Below are 16,199 nucleotides of genomic sequence, written 5' to 3'. Positions count from 1 at the left end.
CAACCGTTTTCATTTCGACGCATACTGACTCACATGATGTCAGGATTTTCCCGGTCGAGTGCTGTCGGTCTGCTGGCCGCAGCTTCCCTGCTCACCACCGCTGCCTGCGGCTCCGGCTCCGCTGAGACCTCCACCACCGCTTCCGGTGGCAAGCCCGAGGTCGTGGCCGCGTTCTACCCGCTGCAGTGGCTGACGGAGCAGGTCGGGGGATCCGACGCGAGCGTGACCGGCCTGACCGCCCCCGGCGTCGAGCCGCACGACCTGGAGCTGAGCATCCAGCAGGTCACCGAGCTCAAGAAGGCCGCGCTCACCGTCTACATCAAGGGCATCCAGCCGGCCGTGGACGACGCCGTGGACCCGGCGAAGAGCTTCGACGCCGCCACCGCCGTCACCACGATCCCCGCCGGCGAGCACGCCGAGGAGGAGGGCGAGGAGGAGCACGGGCACGAGGAGCTCTCCTACGACCCGCACCTGTGGCTCGACCCCTCCCGCCTGGCCACCGCCGCCACCGAGCTGGGCGAGCGCCTGGCCACGGCCGACCCCGCGCACGCCCAGGGCTACCGCGACCGGGCCGCCACGACGGCCGCCACGCTCGGCACGCTGGACCAGGAGCTCACCCAGGGCCTGACCACATGCAGGTCCAGGACACTGGTCACCGCGCACGAGGCGTTCGGCTACCTCGCCGACCGGTACAAGCTCAAGCAGGTCGGCATCACGCTCGACCCGGAGACCGAGCCGTCGCCGGCCCGCCTGTCGGAGGTCGCCAAGCTGGCCAAGGCCGAGGGCGTCACCACGATCTTCACCGAGGCCCTCGTCAGCCCGAAGGTGGCCGAGGTGCTCGCGAGCCAGGTCGGCGCCAAGACGGCGGTGCTCGACCCGCTGGAGAGCAAGCCCTCCGGGGATTACCTGTCCGCCATGCGCGATAACCTCAAAACACTACAAACAGCACTGGGGTGTACGGCATGAGCACAACGGCCTTCGCCATGACCGACGGCCGGGTCTCCTTCGACGGCAAGCCCGTCCTGCGAGGGATCGACCTGACCGTCTGTCCCGGGGAGGTCGTCGCCCTCCTGGGCGCCAACGGCTCGGGCAAGTCGACGCTGGTCCGCGCGCTGCTCGGCCTCACGCCGCTGAGCGGCGGCAAGACACTGGTGTACGGCTCGCCGCCCGGCAGGTTCCGCGACTGGTGGCGCATCGGCTACGTGCCGCAGCGGCTCCAGGTCGGCGGGGGCGTGCCGGCGACCGTGCGCGAGGTCGTCGCCTCGGGCCGGATCGCCCGGCAGAGCAGGCTGCGCAGGACCAGCGCGGCCGACAGGGCCGCCGTGGCGAGCGCTCTGGAGGCCGTCAGGCTCTCGGACCGGGCCGGTGACCCCGTGCAGTCGCTGTCAGGGGGGCAGCAGCAGCGGGTGCTCATCGCCAGGGCGCTGGCCGGGGAGCCCGACACGTACGTGATGGACGAGCCCACCGCGGGCGTGGACGCCGAGACCCAGCAGCTGCTCGCCGACACGCTGGCCGGGCTCGTCCGGGCCGGCAAGACCGTGGTGCTGGTGGCCCACGAGCTGGGCCCGCTGGAGCCGGTCATCACCCGGGGCGTGGTGATCCGCGAGGGCCGCATCGCCCACGACGGCCGCCCGCCCCGCCCGGAGGGCGACTGCGCCAGGCCGGGGCACGAGCACCAGCACCCGCATGCGGAGGAGCCCGTGGGGGGCCCGCTCACCGGGTGGCAGGGGGAACCAAGGTGATCTTCGAACTGCTCCAGGAGGAGCTCTTCCAGCTCGCGCTCGTCGCGGCCCTGCTGGTCGGGCTCTGCGCACCCGCCGTCGGCACGTTCATCGTGCAGCGGCGGCTGTCACTGCTCGGCGACGGCATCGGCCACGTGGCGCTGACCGGCGTCGCGCTCGGCTTCCTGACCGGCACCACGCCCGTGCTCACCGCCGTGATCGTCTCGATCGCCGGCGCCGTGGCCATCGAGCTGGTCAGGGCGCGCGGGCGCACCAGCGGTGACGTGGCGCTGGCGCTGCTGTTCTACGGGGGCATCGCGGGCGGCGTCATGCTCATGGCCGTCGCGCCGGGCGGCAGCAACGCCAAGCTGAACTCCTACCTGTTCGGCGCCATCGCCAGCGTCACCGTCGAGGACATCTGGGTCATCGGCGCGCTGGCCGCCGCCGTGATCGCGGTCGTCCTGATCTTCGGCAGGGAGCTGTTCGTGCTCTGCCAGGACGAGGAGATGGCCAAGGCCAGCGGCCTGCCGGTGCGCTTCCTGAGCCTGATCATCGCCGTCACCGCCGCCCTCACCGTCGTCATCGCCATGCGCGTGGTGGGGCTGCTGCTCGTCAGCGCGCTGATGGTGATCCCGGTGGCCACCAGCCAGCAGCTCACCCGTGGCTTCCGTACCACGATGGGGCTGGCCATGCTGTTCGGCGTGATCGCCTCCGTGGGCGGGCTGCTCGCCTCCACCTACTCCTCCGACATCCCGCCGGGCGCCGCGATCGTGCTTCTTGCGCTCGCCGGCTTCGTCCTGGCCCTCGGTGTCGGTAAATTCGTACGGCGAGGCCGTACCCAGGAGTCGACATTGAGCGAGCGACCAAAGCTGCGCGTCGAGGAGGTCGCATGACCACGAGGCGCGATGCAGTGCACGACACCCTCCGCCAGAGCGAGGGTTTCCGTAGCGCGCAGGACGTCTATGCCGAGATGCGCCTGCACGGGGCGAAGATCGGGCTTACCACCGTCTACCGGGCGTTGCAGGCGCTGGCCGACAAGGGCCAGGTCGACGTGCTGCGTACCGACGACGGCGAGTCCGTCTACCGCGCGTGCGCGACCGACACCCACCATCACCATCTGGTGTGCCGCAAGTGCGGGCGCACCGTGGAGGTGGCGGGGCCGGCCGTCGAGCGGTGGGCGGAGGCGGTGGGCAGCGAGCACGGCTTCACCGAGATCACCCACACGGTCGAGGTCTTCGGGACCTGCTCGTCCTGCTCGACGGCGCCGGCCCGGACGGGCTGAGCGCTTCTCCCCGGGCGGCCCTCACCGGCCGCCCTCGTGAGCGACCCTACCGATTGCTCCGCCCAGCCGCTCCCCCGGCTTCAGCCACTCCCTCAGCTTGTGCCGCCACTCCTTGCCGCCGGGTGGACGAAGAGCGGCGGGAGCCGTACAGCACTCCCAGCACGACCACCACGCAACCGCCGAGCTGCAGCGCCGACGGCCGCTCCCCCAGCGCCAGCGTCGAGATGGCCACCGTCGACATCGGCTGCATGAGCAGCAGCAGCGAGGTGAGCGCGGCGGGCTGGCGCGGCAGCGAGTACGTGATCAGCGACCACCCCAGCACCTGCGGCCCCAGCGCGAGCAGCAGCAGCCACCCGTGCGCCGGCCACTCCGGCACGAGACTCGCGCCCCCGAACAGCGGGCTGAGCAGCGCGATGGCCACCGTGGCCACCACCGTCGCATGGGCCAGCGGCCCCACGGCCCTGTCGGACCCGCCCTTGAGCAGCAGCAGGTACGCCGCGTACGACAGGGACGTCGCCACCCCGGCGGCCACCCCCAGCATCGGATCACTGCCATAGGCGGCGCTGTCGAACACCCCGGAGATCAGCACCACCCCGGTGAACACCACCGGCGTGCCGGCCATCAGCGACGAGGACGGCCGCTCCCCGAACAGCGCCCACGCGGCGAACGCCACGATGAACACCTGCAGGTTGCCCAGCACCGTGGCCAGCCCGGCACCCACGTACTCGATCGCGTGGTGCCAGAACAGCAGGTCCAGCGCGAACACCACCCCGGCCGCCCACGACATCAGCACCGCCCTGCGCGGCAGCGGCCCCAGCCGCCGCCGCTCCGTCCAGGCCAGCAGCAGCATGGGCGGCACCGCGTACGCGCACCGGAACAACGCCGAGGTGGCAGGCGATACACCTGATAACCGAACGAGGGGAGCGGAGGCGGAGATGATGAGCGCGCCGACGATCGCGATCAGCACGATACGGCGATGTGCACTCACGGAAACCCCCCGAACCCCGTACAGGAGATACGCTGCGACCACGCTAAAATCCGGCGCGGACAGGAGTCAACATGCCGTTTGGCCATGACATGGTGCATTCTCTCGCCACCGTTGTCGAACTGGTCAACACCTCGCCGTCCACCGGCGGCGAAGAAGGGCTGTCCGGCCTGGCGGAGCTGCAGGCGTTCGTGGAGTCCCGCAAGGTCAGCGGGGTGGGCAAGCTCACGGCCCGCGACCTGGGCCAGGTCCGCATGGTCCGTGAGGCCTTCCACCGCGTCTTCACCGCCCCCGACCAGCCCACCGCCGTCCGCACCCTCAACGCCCTCCTGGCCGAGACCCGCATCACCCCCCGCCTGACGGAACACGACGGCCACCCGCTGCACGTGCACTACTTCGCCAACGACGCCTCCCTCGCCGAGCACGTGGCGGCCGACTGCGGGGTCGCCCTGGCCCACCTGCTCGTGGAGGGCGAGGCCGAACGCCTGCGCACGTGCTCGGCGCCTGACTGCGACCGGGTCTTCGTGGATGAGTCCCGTAACCGGTCGCGTGTCTACTGCGACAGCCGGACGTGCGGGAACCGCATGCACGTGGCCGCGTACCGCGCCCGCCGCCGCGCCTGAAGTCTTAGCCTGGAGGGGCTCTGAGCGTCACGCTCGGCCTGTCCTACGGAGCCGTCGTGGCCCGGTCGCTGCGGATCACCGCGGAGATCGATCAGCCTGTCGCGTGGGTTCCCCTCTCACAGGACTGGGAGGGCGCCTTCCCCCAAGATCGGCCGCACCTGCGCCAGTACGCGAAACGACTGTCCGAGCAGTAGCCCCGTCCCCCAAGAGAGAGGTCATGGTGCAGAGCACCACATGACTGGACGACGACCAGCAGCCCGCGTACACCAGCTGATCACGGCAAGCGGCCTCGACCAGACGGAGTTCGCGTCAAGGCGGACCTCGACGTCCTCAGACCGTCCGAGTCACTCGCGGGCCTCCGGAGCTTCACCTCGCCGGACCTGGCCACAATCGCCGACCTCCGAGCCGACCTCGCCCTGCTCGGATATCACCCGACGGCTTCGACGGCCTGTCCCTGGTCCGACGACCACAGCGCCCTGATCGTGGTGGGCACCTCGGAGATCCCCGCACGCCAGCGGTTCACCATCGCCGATCACGGACGGCAGCCGTCCGAGAAACGCGCCAACGCCTTCGCGGCCGAGCTGCTGCCGCCCGCCACGGTGCTGCGAAGGAGAGCTGAGCAGCTCACCTGGCCACTGGAGACTTCGCCCGGCCGGCGTGCGACCTCTGGGTCTCGCCGAGCACCCTCGCCCGGCAGCTGTTCAACCTCCGGCTCACCGACAGGAGCCAGTGCGATGCCTTCAGGGCGCGGCCCTCACCGCTACCCCTCCGTGAGAACGTAGAGCAGCGCCGTCATGCTGGTCCCGCTGACGAGATCGCGCTTGTCGATCAGCCGCCGGACGTCCGCCAGAGGCACCCACTCGACCCGCTCAGCCTCCCAAGCCTCCACAGGCGGCCCGAGGTACTGAGCGCTGTCGGCCCGGAAGATGTGGTGCTCGGAGTCGGACAGGCCGCTGGTGGGCTGGGTGTAGAGCAGGGGCCGCAGCGGGCCGGGCCGCCAGCCGGTCTCCTCCTCGACCTCGCGGGCGGCGGCCACGACGGGCTCCTCGCCCTCGTCGATCTTGCCGATGGGGATCTCCCAGCCCCAGGTGTCGGTGATGAAGCGGTGGCGCCAGATGAGCAGTACGCGTCGCCGGCCGTCCAGGACGACCGCCCCGGCGCCCGGCGCGGTGCGGATGAGGCGATGGTCGAGGTGCCTGCCGTCCGGGAGCTCCACGTCCGCCACCCGGACGTCGACCCAGCGGTCGGTGTACAGCGGTTCTTCGGAGTGAACCTGCCAGCGCATGCGACCGCTCCCCTGAGTGCGACACCTGGACCGGCACCACGTTACAAGCCGCCTTGTCAAGGCGCTCGCACACGACCGGGGGCCGTCAGCCGCCTTCAAGGCACTCGCGGGTGATCCAGGGGCGTCAGCCGGCGGTGCCGAAGTCGCGGCGGCGCAGGGCGAGCAGGCCCGTGGCCGTCAGGAGGGCCGTGACCGCGAGCAGCGCCGCCGTCGGGGCGGGCTGGAAGGCCGGGCCGAGCATCGCGTTGCCGATGTAGTGGAACGGCTCCAGCGGGCTGCCGCCCCACAGCCCGTACAGCGGCCCGACGACCTGGCCCAGGGCGGCGGTCAGGATCCACGCGAGCCAGGCGATCACCACGCTCGCCCGCGGCACCAGCCCGTACGCCAGCACGCACACGGCCCCCACGCACCAGGCCGCGGGGACGGTGCTCAGCGCGCCCGCCAGGAAGGACGGCAGGTCCGTGGCGAGGTCGCCGACCAGCAGGGAGTAGACGACGCCGAAGACGAGCCCCGCGACGGCCATCAGGCCCGCCGTGCCGAGGGCGGTCACGAGCAGGTGGCCGGCCGCCCAGCGCAGGCGGGTCATCGGGGCGGCCTGCAGCGCCTCCGCGCGGCCCGAGGTCTCCTCCGCGCGCAGCCGCAGCGTCATGAGCACCGGGTGGAGGGCGACGGCGTAGGCGAGGATGAGGACGAGGTACCAGACGTAGCCGCCGAGCATCCTCGTGCCCGTGGAGATGCCGAGGAGCTGCGTGATGTTGTCGACGATGATGCTCGGCCGGGAGATCAGGTCCCGCGCCAGCGGGCTCAGCGAGCCGCCGAGCGCGGCGAACACCGCCACCCCCGCCGCCCACTTCGCCAGCAGCCCGCGATGCAGCCGCCAGGCCAGGCTGACCGGGCCGCGCAGCTCCGGGGCCGACTCGCGCCCCTGGCGCTCGGGCAGCAGCCCCGAGCCGAGGTCGCGGTGACCGAGCAGCCCGTACGCGGCCCCGTACAGGATCGCCGAAACCAGGGCGCAGACCCCGAGCAGCCACCAGCGCTCGTCCTGGTACGGCCGCGCCAGGTGCAGCCAGCCCACCGGCGACAGGTACTTCAGCCACAGCATCCCGCTCGCGTCGGCGGCGAAGCGCATCGTGAGCGCGACGCCGAGCGTGGTCGTGGCGATCACGGTGGCCGTGTGGGCGGTGCGCGCGAGCTGCGCGGCGACCGCCGCGACGCCGCCGAACATCCAGCCCGCGACCGTGATGCCGGCGCCGTAGGCGAGTGAGCCGACCGGCTCCAGCCCCACCCCGATCAGCGCGACGGCGGCCAGCGCGCCACCGGCCAGGCTGAGCCCACCGGCGACCAGCAGCGCGGCGGTCAGCGGGGCGGAGCGGCCGACCCTGCCCGCGAGGACCAGCTCGCTGCGGCCCGCGTCCTCCTCCCTGCGGGTGTGGCGGATGACGGACATCAGGGCCGCGAACGCGCTCGCCACGTACAGGAAGCCGGCGCTGCGCCAGGTGGCGAGCACCTCCAGGCGGGGCTCGACGACGCCACCGCCGATCGCGTGCAGGAACGGGCTGCGGTCGATGACCTCGAGGTAGGTGAGTTTCAGCTCGTACGTCCCCATGGCTCTGTTGACGTAGGCGACCATCGCCAGGGCCATGGCCACGATCAGCAGGATCCACCAGGGGGCGAGGCCCGCCTCACGGCGTAGTGCGAGGCGGGCGAGGGTGCCGGTGCCGAGAGTGGCGGTCATGGGCGCTCCCGGCGGTCGAACGGTCCAGTCACCGCGACCAGCTCCTGTTCATGGGTATAGCCGACTGTTCTGTCGAACAGAAGGCTATACCTGTGTATAGCGGAGCGGCAAGCGGGCGCCAGGACTGAGGAGGCGTCCCCTCAGGCGGCGTCGAGGGCGGCGGTGATCTTGTCGATCATGTCGGCCACGACCGGGCCGGGCCGCCCCTGGTGGCTGCTGGTGGCCGCCTCGACGGCGACCAGGACGGTGCCGCGGAAGTTGCCGGCCTCCTCCGGGGCCTGCTGCTTGAGCAGGCTCATGGCCGTGGTCAGGGCCGGCAGGACGTGGTCGGCCAGCTCGGCGACGGACTTGCCGTCGAGGTTGATGTCCTTGGTCCTGGCGGCCAGCACGTGGCCGATCGGGCCGGTGGCCGAGGACAGGGCGATGCTGCCGTCGGTGGCGGCCCGGTGCGGCTTGCCGGTGGCGTCGGCGGCGGCGATCAGCGAGACGGCGCCGTAGGCGGCGGTGCGGATGGTGGCCTTGTCCTGGTCGGTGAGGGTGAGGGACATCGGGTGCTCCTTGTCGGGAAGTGGCGGGGGCCGGTGGCCTGGTGGACGAGGTGGTGGGGGGCGGGGGCCGGTGGCCTGGTGGATGAAGGGGGCGGGTCAGTCCTCGATGGCCTGGTAGACGGTGGTCCAGAAGTCGCTCATCAGGTGTGCCGGGTTGGGCACGCTGTAGCCGAGCTGGCAGAGCAGGATGCCGGTGAGCTGGTTGGCGGGGTCGGCGTAGGCGGAGGTGCCGCTGCCGCCGTCCCAGCCGAACTGGCCGATGGGGGCGTAGTCGCCGCGGTAGGTGCGCACGGCCATGCCGATGCCCCAGCCGCCCTGCTGGCCCTGGCCGAAGGAGATGTGCACGTTGTCGCGGGCCAGGGCGGTGCGGGGGGCGTTCTGCTCGGGGGTGAGCCGGTTGGTGGTCATCAGCTCCACGGCCGGGCGGGACAGGATGCGCTGCCCGTTGTGGAGGCCGCCGTTGAGCAGCATGCGGAAGTAGGCGTGGTAGTCGTCGGCGGTGGAGACCAGGCCGCCGCCGCCGCCCTGGAAGGCCGGGGGCTTGCTCCAGCGGCCGTCCTTGGGCTCGTCCCAGGCCAGGAACTCGCCGGTGGCGGGGTCGGGGGCGTACAGGGTGGGCAGCCGGTCGAGCTGGTCGGCGGGGACGTGGAAGCCGGTGTCGGTCATGCCGAGGGGGGCGAAGATGCGCTCGCGCAGGAAGTCCTCGAAGCTCTGGCCGGTGACCCGGGAGACCAGGACGCCGGCCAGGTCGTTGCTGATGTGGTACTGCCACTGCCGGCCGGGCTGGTGCATCAGCGGCAGCTCGCCGAGGCGGCGCATCCATTCGTCCTGTTCGGGGACCTCGGTCGGCAGGTTGGGGGTGAGGCCCTGGGCGAAGACGGCGTTCATGATGGGCTTGCCGAGGGCGGTGAAGTCGAGGCCGAGGCCGAAGGTGGAGGTGAGGATGTCGCGGACGGTGATGGGGCGGCGGGCCGGGACGGTGTCGTCCAGCTCGGCGTCGGGGCTGGTGAGCACTTGGCGGTCGGCCAGTTCGGGCAGCCAGGGGTCCACCACGTCGTCCAGGCGCAGCCGGCATTCGTCCAGCAGGACCATCGCGGCGGCGATGGAGACGGGCTTGGAGGTGGAGGCCATCCGGAAGATGGTGTCGCGCCGCATGGGCGCGCCGCCGTCGTGCTGCATCGTGCCGATGGCCTCGACGTGGGTCTGGCCGCCTCGGCTGACCAGGGCCACCAAGCCGGGGATCTTCCCGGAGTCGACGTGCCTGGCCAGCACGTCCCGCAGCCTGCGCAGACCCGTCGCGGTGAAGCCGTTGTTCATCAGAATCTCCTGGTGTCAGGTGGTCCGGTTCGCCGGACCGTTCATGGCGTCCACGATCGCTGGGCGGCCTGATACCGGGCCGCCACCGTGCTGACGCGGCCACTGACACGGCATCCCGGCTCGGCGGCGGGGGCATCGATGAGGCGGCCGCCGTCGCGCCACTCCAGCAAGTGGCCCGTTTCCTCCGGCCACTAGGATCGGCGCGAGCAACCACCTGGAACAACGACAAACCACGCAAGGCTGCATTAACCCCCGGGTTAAACGTCCTCGCCGTCTGAAGCGCGCGTCCCGGCGACCGGCCCGAAAGATCCCCTGGAAATCGACCCTCACTTTACGCAATCATTCATGCACAGAAAGTGAGGCAACCTTGCTCATCGCCACCATAGGCCTGCTCGTCGCCCTGACGATGGCCGCCCTCGCGGGCCTGGCCGCGTACGCCGCCAACCGCGCCATCCCCGCCCAGACCCGCCTGGACTACCGCGAAAGCAGCGGCGTGATCACCGGTATCGTCGGCACCCTGTTCGCCGTCAGCATCGGCCTGGTCGTCGTCGCCGCGTGGAACCAGGTCAACACCGCCACCGAGACCAGCGCGACCGAGGCCAGCAACCTGACCGACGTCTTCTGGTACTCCCGCACGCTCCCCGCGCCCCAGCGCGCCACCCTGCAGACCCTCGCCACCGGCTACGCCACCACGGTCATCCGCGAGGAGTGGCCCATGATGGCCGAGCAGCACCGGCTGTCGCAGAACGCCTGGAGAGGCTCCGAGCAGTTGCGGGCCTTCTTCCAGACCGTCCAGCCGGAGGGCAGCGGCCCGTCGGCCCGCTACGGGCAGGCGATGGGCCGCATGCAGGCCGTCCTGGACGCCCGCCGCTCGCGCGCCCAGATGGCCGACACCGGCGTGCCGCCGCTGCTGTGGGTGGCGCTGGCGGGCTGCGGGCTGGTCGCGCTGCTGCCCGCGGTGCTGTGCGGCAGCGCCAACCGCAGGGTGCACGTCAGCATGGCGGCGGCCGTGGGCGGCATGGTGGGCCTGCTGCTGTTCCTGGTCTACCAGCTCGACTTCCCGTTCAGCGGCGGCATCTCGATCACCCCGGCCGCCTTCGAGCAGGCTCTCGAACGCTTCGACAGCATCCGGGCGCTGGGCGCCGGCTAGACCTGGTTCGGGATCGCCCCGCCGTAGCGCCGGTCGCGCTTGGCGTAGATCTCGCAGGCGTCCCACAGGTCCCGCCGGTCGAAGTCGGGCCAGAGCCGGTCGAGGAAGACCATCTCGGCGTAGGCCGACTGCCACAGCAGGAAGTTGGAGAAGCGCTGCTCCCCCGACGAGCGCAGGAACAGGTCCACCGGCGGGATCTCCGGCTCGTCGAGGTAGCGGGCGAACACCTTCTCGTTCACCTTGCCCGCCTTGACCCGCCCGGCCGCGATGTCCTGCGCCAGCTTGACGGCGGCGTCGACGATCTCGGCCTGGCCGCCGTAATTGACGCAGAACTGCAACGTGAGCGTCCGGTTGGACAGCGTCATCTCCTCGGCCGTCTGCAATTCGGAGATGACGCTCTTCCACAGCCGCCCGGGCCGGCCCGCCCAGCGCACCCGCACGCCCATGGCGTTGAGCTCGTCGCGCCGCCGCCGGATCACGTCGCGGTTGAAGCCCATGAGGAAGCGCACCTCGTCGGGCGACCGCTTCCAGTTCTCCGTCGAGAACGCGTACGCGCTCAGATAGGGGATGCCCAGCTCGATGGCCCCCTCGATGACGTCGAACAGCGAGGACTCGCCGGCCTTGTGCCCCTCCGTGCGAGGCAGGCCGCGGGCCTTGGCCCAGCGGCCGTTGCCGTCCATCACGATGGCGACGTGCTGGGGCACCAGCTCGCGCGGGATGGGCGGCGGGGTGGCCCCCGACGGGTGCGGGGACGGCGGTCGTACGTTCACGCGGGCTCCCTTTCGACGTGTCGGAGAGAGCGTATTCCGTGTTCGAGGTGCCACTGCAGATATGCGGCCACCAGACCACTGCACTCGCTGCGGTGGCGCGACTCGGAGGCGTCCGCGGTGGCCCAGTCGCCGCGCAGCAGCGCCGTCATGAGCCCGATCGTCTCGCCCGCGGGCACGGCCGAGCCGGCCGGCTTGCACCCGCCGCACACCACGCCACCGGCCACGATGGCGAACGCCCTGATCGCCGGCGCCTGGCACTTGGCGCACGCCTCCAGCGCGGGGGCGTAACCGGCCACGGCCAGCGAGCGCAGGAAGTAGGCGTCGAGGACCAGCCTGGCCTCGTGGCCGCGGTCGGCGAGCGTGCGCAGCCCGCCCACCAGCAGCAGGAACTGCCGCAGCGCCGGCTCCTTCTCGCCGTGCGTGAGCCGGTCGGCGGTCTCCAGCATCGCGCTGCCCGCGGTGTAGCGGGGATAGTCGACGGCCAGCGCCTCTCCGTAGGGTCTGATCGTCTCCGCCTGGGTGACGACGTCGAGCGTGCGGCCGGTGTGCAACTGCAGGTCGACGTGCGTGAACGGCTCCAGCCGCGCGCCGAAGCGCGACTTGGTGCGGCGCACGCCCCGCGCCACCGCCCGGATCTTGCCCGTGCGTTTGGCCAGGATGGTGACGATGCGGTCCGCCTCACCGAGCTTCTGAGTCCGCAGGACCACGCCTTCGTCACGGTAGAGACTCACTCGGACATCTTACGGCCGACCTGTATACCGGTGGGCGGGACGTTACGGGCATGCTCTTGTGACGCGACTTTGCGTCACTCTCACTAGACTTTGACGTCTGTCCCCGCATTACCCGTTGTTCAACCCCCCGCTACCGCCTCGAAAGGGAGTCATGACCCGCGTGGTCCTGCTGGGCGCCTCGCCCGGCCCCGACATCTCTCCGACCGGCCTGAGGCTGGCCGCGCTTTCCGGCAATCCCACCGTTTCCGAACGGCTGCGCAGCCAGGCCGCCTCCATGGATCCGCGCTTCGCCACGATCCCGACGGACGACGTCGCGACCGCCCTGCGCGCCCTGGCCGACGTCGCCGAGCAAGCAACGGAGAGCCTGTTCATCATCCCGGAGAACTCTGTCGTCCACGACGAGCTGATCTACCAGATCACCAAGTCCAAGCGCGGTGCGCTGGCGCTCGTCGCGAAAGAGCCGCGGGTGGGGGTGACGGAGGACAACGGCCTTGAGGAGAACGGTCCGGAGGACAACGCCGCCGAGGATCGCATCCCCATCGACGAGGCCGAGCCCGAGATCGGCATGAGCCGCGTGGAGGGCCTGCCGGTGCGCATCCGCGTCGGCAAGTCCCGCGTGGTCTCGGCCGGCACCGCGACCCACGCCGTGACCCGGCCCAACGCCGTGGCGCTCGGCCCGCTGCACATCAGCGCCCGCAACGCGCCGAGGCTCGCCGAGACCTGCCGCGAGCTGGCCGCGCTGGCCCACACGTTCGGCGCCGACGACGACCTGGTCCAGCTCGTCGTGTTCGGCCTGGTGCGCAACGGCGTGTCGGTCGGCATCCGGGGCCGCCGCGACCTGTTCTACCGCCGGGTCACCACCCAGGAGGAGATCAACGAGGCCGGCGCCGAGATGGCCGGGATGAACGAGGACCGCGCCCGGCTCAACAACGCCGTCAAGGGCGCCGACGGCTTCTTCACCACGTTCTTCGTCTCCACCTACTCGCGCTACATCGCCCGCTGGGCCGCCCGGCGCGGGCTCACGCCCAACCAGGTGACGCTGATCTCGATCGTCCTCGGCGTGGCGGCGGCCGCCTGCTTCGCCACCGGCGACCGGCCCTGGATGGTGCTGGGCGGGGTGCTGATCTACTTCGCCTTCGTCTTCGACTGCGTGGACGGGCAGGTCGCCCGCTACGCCCGCAAGTTCGGCGTGCTGGGGGCATGGCTGGACGCGACGTTCGACCGGTTCAAGGAGTACGTCGTCTTCGCGGGCCTGGCCATCGGCTGGGTGGTCTCCGGCAACGGCGACGAGATCTGGATCCTGGCGCTGGCCGCGCTCGGCCTGCAGTCCGTACGTCACCTGCTCGACTTCTCCTTCGGCGTCGCCAACCGCAGGAAGCCCCCGGCCCCGCTGCCCACGACGCCGCTGGACGCCCCCGACGACCGCGACCTGCGCCAGAAGCTGACCGCCCGCAAGGTGGAGCGCAGCCAGGGCCTGCGCGGCGTGCTGAAGATGTGGACGAAGGCGGGCAAGTACCGTGCCGTCCACTGGGCGCGTAAGATGATCGTCTTCCCCATCGGCGAGCGCTTCGCGGCCATCGCGATCACCGCCGCCCTCTTCGACGCCCGGATCACCTTCATCACGCTCGTGATCTGGGGCTCCGTCGCCGCCGCCTACACCCTCACCGGACGCCTCATGAGGTCGCTCGTATGATCACCCAGCCGCAGGCCATGGCCACCCCCGCCCCCGACCCCGACGAGGAGCGCCGGCGCATCCAGACCGCCCGCCTCGTCGCCTACCGCGACGACGGCCCGCTCGCCACCGCCGTCGCCGGCAAGATCGGCGCCGGCCTGCCCCCCGTCCCCGCCACGCTGCTGGCCCTGCTCGCCGTGGTCGCCGTCACGGTCACCGGGCTGCTCGGCTCCGGCGGCCCCATCCTCCTGCTGCCCGTGGCGATCGTGCTGCTGCTGGTGCTGCCCACCACGCCGCGCGACCACCTGGGCCGCTTCGACTGGCTCACCCCGCCGCTGCTGCGCGCGGCCGAGTTCTTCACCATCATCGCGATCGGCCTGACGGCCGAGGCGCCGAAGTGGCTGCTGTTCGTGCTGGTGTACGTCGTCGGCTACCACACCTACGACACCGTCTACCGCACGCGGCAGAGCATCTGGCCGCCCGCCTGGGTGTTCCGGGCCGGGCTCGGCTGGGAGCTGCGGCTGCTGGTCATCGGGGTCGGGGCGGCGCTCGGCGTGCTGACGCCGGTGCTGGCGGTGCTGACCGCGTACCTGTTCGTGCTGTTCGCGGTGGAGAGCGTGACGAGCTGGGTGCGCCTGGACAAGGCCTCCGCCCAGGCCGGCGCCGACGCCGAGCAGGACCTGGAGGCCTCCCCCGAGGACGCCATGGAGCAGGCGACCGGAGAGGCCGAGAAGGGCTGACCCGCCGCCTGCCCGGCGCGGCGCCGCCTCCCGTGCGCCGTGGCTCGCGTCACGCGGCGTCGCACCCCTGTGCGGCGCCGCGTTTCTCGTCCCGGGCGGAGAGCGCTCTCCGTCAGCCTCCGCACCCTGCCCTCGCAGCACTTGTGTGGTTTATTGACAGCCGGTAAACGCTGTGCTCAGATCTTGCAGAGAGCGCTCTCTCCGCGCGCTCCCGCACCCCCCAGGAGCGAGTATGACAACAGCGATCCGGCACCGGCGCCGCCTGGCGGCCGTGGCCGCGGTGCTCGTGGCACTCAGCGGCCTGCTCGTCAAGCTGGCGGTCAGCGCCTCCGCCAGCGTCCCGCCCACCCCGTCCGGCTGGTCCCTCGTCTGGTCCGACGACTTCAACGGCTCCGCCAACACCCTGCCCTCGTCGAGCAACTGGATCATCGACACCGGCCACTCGTACCCGGGCGGCCCGGCCAACTGGGGCACCGGCGAGGTCCAGAACTACACCTCCAGCACCGCCAACCTCAGCCTCGACGGCTCCGGCAACCTGCGCATCACGCCGCTGCGCAGCTCGTCCGGGGAGTGGACCTCGGCGCGCATCGAGACCAGGCGCGCCGACTTCAAGCCCGCCGACGGCCGGATCCTGCGCATCGAGAGCCGCCTCCAGATGCCGAACGTGACCGGCAACGCCGCACTCGGCTACTGGCCGGCGTTCTGGGCGCTCGGGGCCCCGTACCGGGGCAACTACTGGAACTGGCCGGCCATCGGCGAGTTCGACATCATGGAGAACGTCAACGGCATCAACTCCGTCTGGGGAGTGCTGCACTGCGGCGTCAACCCGGGCGGCCCCTGCAACGAGACCACCGGCCTCGGCGCCAGCCGGGCCTGCCCCGGCTCCACCTGCCAGTCGGCCTACCACACCTACCGCTTCGAGTGGGACCGCAGCGTCAGCCCCAACCAGCTGCGCTGGTACGTGGACGGCCAGCAGTTCCACGGCGTGAACCAGTCGCAGTTCGACGCCACCACCTGGAACAACATGACCGGCCACGCCGGCTACTTCCTGCTGCTCAACGTGGCGATGGGCGGCGCCTTCCCCAACGCCCTCGGCGGCTCGACCCCCACCGCGGCCACCGTCCCCGGCCGGCCCATGATGGTCGACTACGTGGCCGTCTGGCAGAGCGGCAGCGGCGGCACCGACCCCACCACCCCGCCGGGCGGCGTGGACGCCCGCTCCACCATCCAGGCCGAGCGCTACCAGGCCCAGTCGGGCACCATCACCGAGACCACCACCGACACCGGCGGTGGCCAGAACATCGGCGCCATCGGCAACGGCGACTGGCTGCGCTACGACGGGGTCGACTTCGGCTCGACGCCCGCCACCCAGTTCAGGGCCCGGGTGGCATCCGGGGCGGCGGCCGGGGTGAGCGGGCTGGTCCAGGTCCGCCTCGACAGCCCCACGGCCGCGCCCATCGGTGACTTCGCGCTGGCCAACACGGGCGGCTGGCAGAGCTGGCGGACGATCCCGGCCAACATCTCGGGGGTGACGGGCACGCACACCGTGTACCTGACCTTCTCCTCCGGGCAGCCGGCCGACTTCGTCAACGTCAACTGGTTCACCTTCGCCACCTCCTGACCCGCTCTCAAGAGGTCCC

Annotated in this window: 16 protein-coding genes; 9 read left to right on the top strand and 7 right to left on the bottom strand. The window is 71.4% G+C overall.

Going from position 1 to position 16,199, the window contains the following annotated elements; all coding sequences use genetic code 11:
- Positions 1–33: 33 nt before the first annotated feature.
- Genes LCN96_RS12490 through LCN96_RS12475 form a run of 4 tightly spaced genes read left to right on the top strand, consistent with a single transcriptional unit; the run spans position 34 to position 3,003 of the window.
- Positions 34–966 carry a metal ABC transporter substrate-binding protein gene (locus LCN96_RS12490; protein ID WP_225272757.1) on the top strand — a complete coding sequence of 311 codons (933 nt, stop codon included), beginning with the start codon at positions 34–36 and terminating at the stop codon, positions 964–966.
- The gene (locus LCN96_RS12485) at positions 963–1,742 is read left to right on the top strand and encodes a metal ABC transporter ATP-binding protein (protein ID WP_225272756.1); all 780 of its coding nucleotides are present in this window, start codon (positions 963–965) and stop codon (positions 1,740–1,742) included. The genes LCN96_RS12490 and LCN96_RS12485 overlap by 4 nt, the downstream gene beginning before the upstream one ends.
- Positions 1,742–2,614, top strand: a complete 873-nt coding sequence (locus LCN96_RS12480; RefSeq protein ID WP_225275973.1) for a metal ABC transporter permease — start codon at positions 1,742–1,744, stop codon at positions 2,612–2,614. The genes LCN96_RS12485 and LCN96_RS12480 overlap by 1 nt, the downstream gene beginning before the upstream one ends.
- Positions 2,611–3,003 carry a Fur family transcriptional regulator gene (locus LCN96_RS12475; protein ID WP_148435713.1) on the top strand — a complete coding sequence of 131 codons (393 nt, stop codon included), beginning with the start codon at positions 2,611–2,613 and terminating at the stop codon, positions 3,001–3,003. The genes LCN96_RS12480 and LCN96_RS12475 overlap by 4 nt, the downstream gene beginning before the upstream one ends.
- A gap of 46 nt (positions 3,004–3,049) precedes the next feature.
- Here LCN96_RS12475 and LCN96_RS12470 read toward each other — a convergent pair whose 3' ends face one another.
- Positions 3,050–3,970 (bottom strand): DMT family transporter, encoded by a 921-nt coding sequence (locus tag LCN96_RS12470; RefSeq protein WP_225272755.1) that lies wholly within the window; start codon positions 3,968–3,970, stop codon positions 3,050–3,052.
- Positions 3,971–4,080: 110 nt separating this feature from the next.
- Here LCN96_RS12470 and LCN96_RS12465 point away from each other — a divergent pair, with 110 nt between their 5' ends.
- On the top strand, positions 4,081–4,611 hold the full coding sequence (locus tag LCN96_RS12465; RefSeq protein WP_225272754.1) for a CGNR zinc finger domain-containing protein: 531 nt from the start codon (positions 4,081–4,083) through the stop codon (positions 4,609–4,611).
- A gap of 760 nt (positions 4,612–5,371) precedes the next feature.
- Here the strand turns inward: LCN96_RS12465 and LCN96_RS12460 are convergent.
- The 4 genes from LCN96_RS12460 to LCN96_RS12445 all read right to left on the bottom strand — a co-directional run bounded on the left by LCN96_RS12460 (position 5,372) and on the right by LCN96_RS12445 (position 9,496).
- Positions 5,372–5,896: an NUDIX hydrolase gene (locus LCN96_RS12460; protein ID WP_225272753.1), complete on the bottom strand. Its 525-nt coding sequence runs from the start codon at positions 5,894–5,896 to the stop codon at positions 5,372–5,374.
- Between the two features lie 124 nt (positions 5,897–6,020).
- The gene (locus tag LCN96_RS12455) at positions 6,021–7,631 is read right to left on the bottom strand and encodes an ABC transporter permease (protein ID WP_225272752.1); all 1,611 of its coding nucleotides are present in this window, start codon (positions 7,629–7,631) and stop codon (positions 6,021–6,023) included.
- A 140-nt stretch (positions 7,632–7,771) separates the two neighbouring features.
- Positions 7,772–8,179: a hypothetical protein gene (locus LCN96_RS12450; RefSeq protein WP_263657471.1), complete on the bottom strand. Its 408-nt coding sequence runs from the start codon at positions 8,177–8,179 to the stop codon at positions 7,772–7,774.
- A 96-nt stretch (positions 8,180–8,275) separates the two neighbouring features.
- On the bottom strand, positions 8,276–9,496 hold the full coding sequence (locus LCN96_RS12445; protein WP_225272751.1) for a serine hydrolase domain-containing protein: 1,221 nt from the start codon (positions 9,494–9,496) through the stop codon (positions 8,276–8,278).
- Positions 9,497–9,863: 367 nt separating this feature from the next.
- Here LCN96_RS12445 and LCN96_RS12440 point away from each other — a divergent pair, with 367 nt between their 5' ends.
- Positions 9,864–10,646, top strand: a complete 783-nt coding sequence (locus tag LCN96_RS12440; protein WP_225272750.1) for a bestrophin-like domain — start codon at positions 9,864–9,866, stop codon at positions 10,644–10,646.
- Here LCN96_RS12440 and LCN96_RS12435 read toward each other — a convergent pair.
- Positions 10,643–11,416, bottom strand: a complete 774-nt coding sequence (locus LCN96_RS12435) for an isoprenyl transferase (protein ID WP_225272749.1) — start codon at positions 11,414–11,416, stop codon at positions 10,643–10,645. The genes LCN96_RS12440 and LCN96_RS12435 overlap by 4 nt on opposite strands.
- Positions 11,413–12,147 (bottom strand): DNA repair protein RecO, encoded by a 735-nt coding sequence (recO, locus tag LCN96_RS12430; protein ID WP_225272748.1) that lies wholly within the window; start codon positions 12,145–12,147, stop codon positions 11,413–11,415. Before recO ends, LCN96_RS12435 begins: the two co-directional genes overlap by 4 nt.
- A gap of 151 nt (positions 12,148–12,298) precedes the next feature.
- On the opposite strand from recO, the gene LCN96_RS56515 reads away from it, so the two are divergent.
- The 3 genes from LCN96_RS56515 (at position 12,299) to LCN96_RS12420 (ending at position 16,180) form a co-directional block, all read left to right on the top strand.
- The gene (locus LCN96_RS56515) at positions 12,299–13,840 is read left to right on the top strand and encodes a CDP-alcohol phosphatidyltransferase family protein (RefSeq protein ID WP_263657470.1); all 1,542 of its coding nucleotides are present in this window, start codon (positions 12,299–12,301) and stop codon (positions 13,838–13,840) included.
- Entirely contained in the window at positions 13,837–14,559 is a 723-nt protein-coding gene (locus tag LCN96_RS56510) for a DUF5941 domain-containing protein (RefSeq protein ID WP_263657469.1), read from the top strand. The genes LCN96_RS56515 and LCN96_RS56510 overlap by 4 nt, the downstream gene beginning before the upstream one ends.
- Positions 14,560–14,791: 232 nt before the next feature.
- On the top strand, positions 14,792–16,180 hold the full coding sequence (locus tag LCN96_RS12420) for a glycoside hydrolase family 16 protein (protein WP_225272747.1): 1,389 nt from the start codon (positions 14,792–14,794) through the stop codon (positions 16,178–16,180).
- Positions 16,181–16,199: the final 19 nt, after the last annotated feature.

The sequence above is a fragment of the Nonomuraea gerenzanensis genome, assembly GCF_020215645.1.
Lineage (GTDB): Bacteria > Actinomycetota > Actinomycetes > Streptosporangiales > Streptosporangiaceae > Nonomuraea > Nonomuraea gerenzanensis.
Note: the sequence above shows the minus strand (reverse complement) of the source record. Positions and strands in the feature narration are given on the sequence as shown.

Coding starts and splice junctions, on each gene's coding strand:
- LCN96_RS12490 (WP_225272757.1), top strand. CDS start 34: ATGATGTCAGGATTTTCCCGGTCGAGTGCTGTCGGTCTGCTGGCCGCA.
- LCN96_RS12485 (WP_225272756.1), top strand. CDS start 963: ATGAGCACAACGGCCTTCGCCATGACCGACGGCCGGGTCTCCTTCGAC.
- LCN96_RS12475 (WP_148435713.1), top strand. CDS start 2,611: ATGACCACGAGGCGCGATGCAGTGCACGACACCCTCCGCCAGAGCGAG.
- LCN96_RS12465 (WP_225272754.1), top strand. CDS start 4,081: ATGGTGCATTCTCTCGCCACCGTTGTCGAACTGGTCAACACCTCGCCG.
- LCN96_RS12460 (WP_225272753.1), bottom strand. CDS start 5,896: ATGCGCTGGCAGGTTCACTCCGAAGAACCGCTGTACACCGACCGCTGG.
- LCN96_RS12455 (WP_225272752.1), bottom strand. CDS start 7,631: ATGACCGCCACTCTCGGCACCGGCACCCTCGCCCGCCTCGCACTACGC.
- LCN96_RS12450 (WP_263657471.1), bottom strand. CDS start 8,179: ATGTCCCTCACCCTCACCGACCAGGACAAGGCCACCATCCGCACCGCC.
- LCN96_RS12445 (WP_225272751.1), bottom strand. CDS start 9,496: ATGAACAACGGCTTCACCGCGACGGGTCTGCGCAGGCTGCGGGACGTG.
- LCN96_RS56515 (WP_263657470.1), top strand. CDS start 12,299: ATGACCCGCGTGGTCCTGCTGGGCGCCTCGCCCGGCCCCGACATCTCT.
- LCN96_RS56510 (WP_263657469.1), top strand. CDS start 13,837: ATGATCACCCAGCCGCAGGCCATGGCCACCCCCGCCCCCGACCCCGAC.
- LCN96_RS12420 (WP_225272747.1), top strand. CDS start 14,792: ATGACAACAGCGATCCGGCACCGGCGCCGCCTGGCGGCCGTGGCCGCG.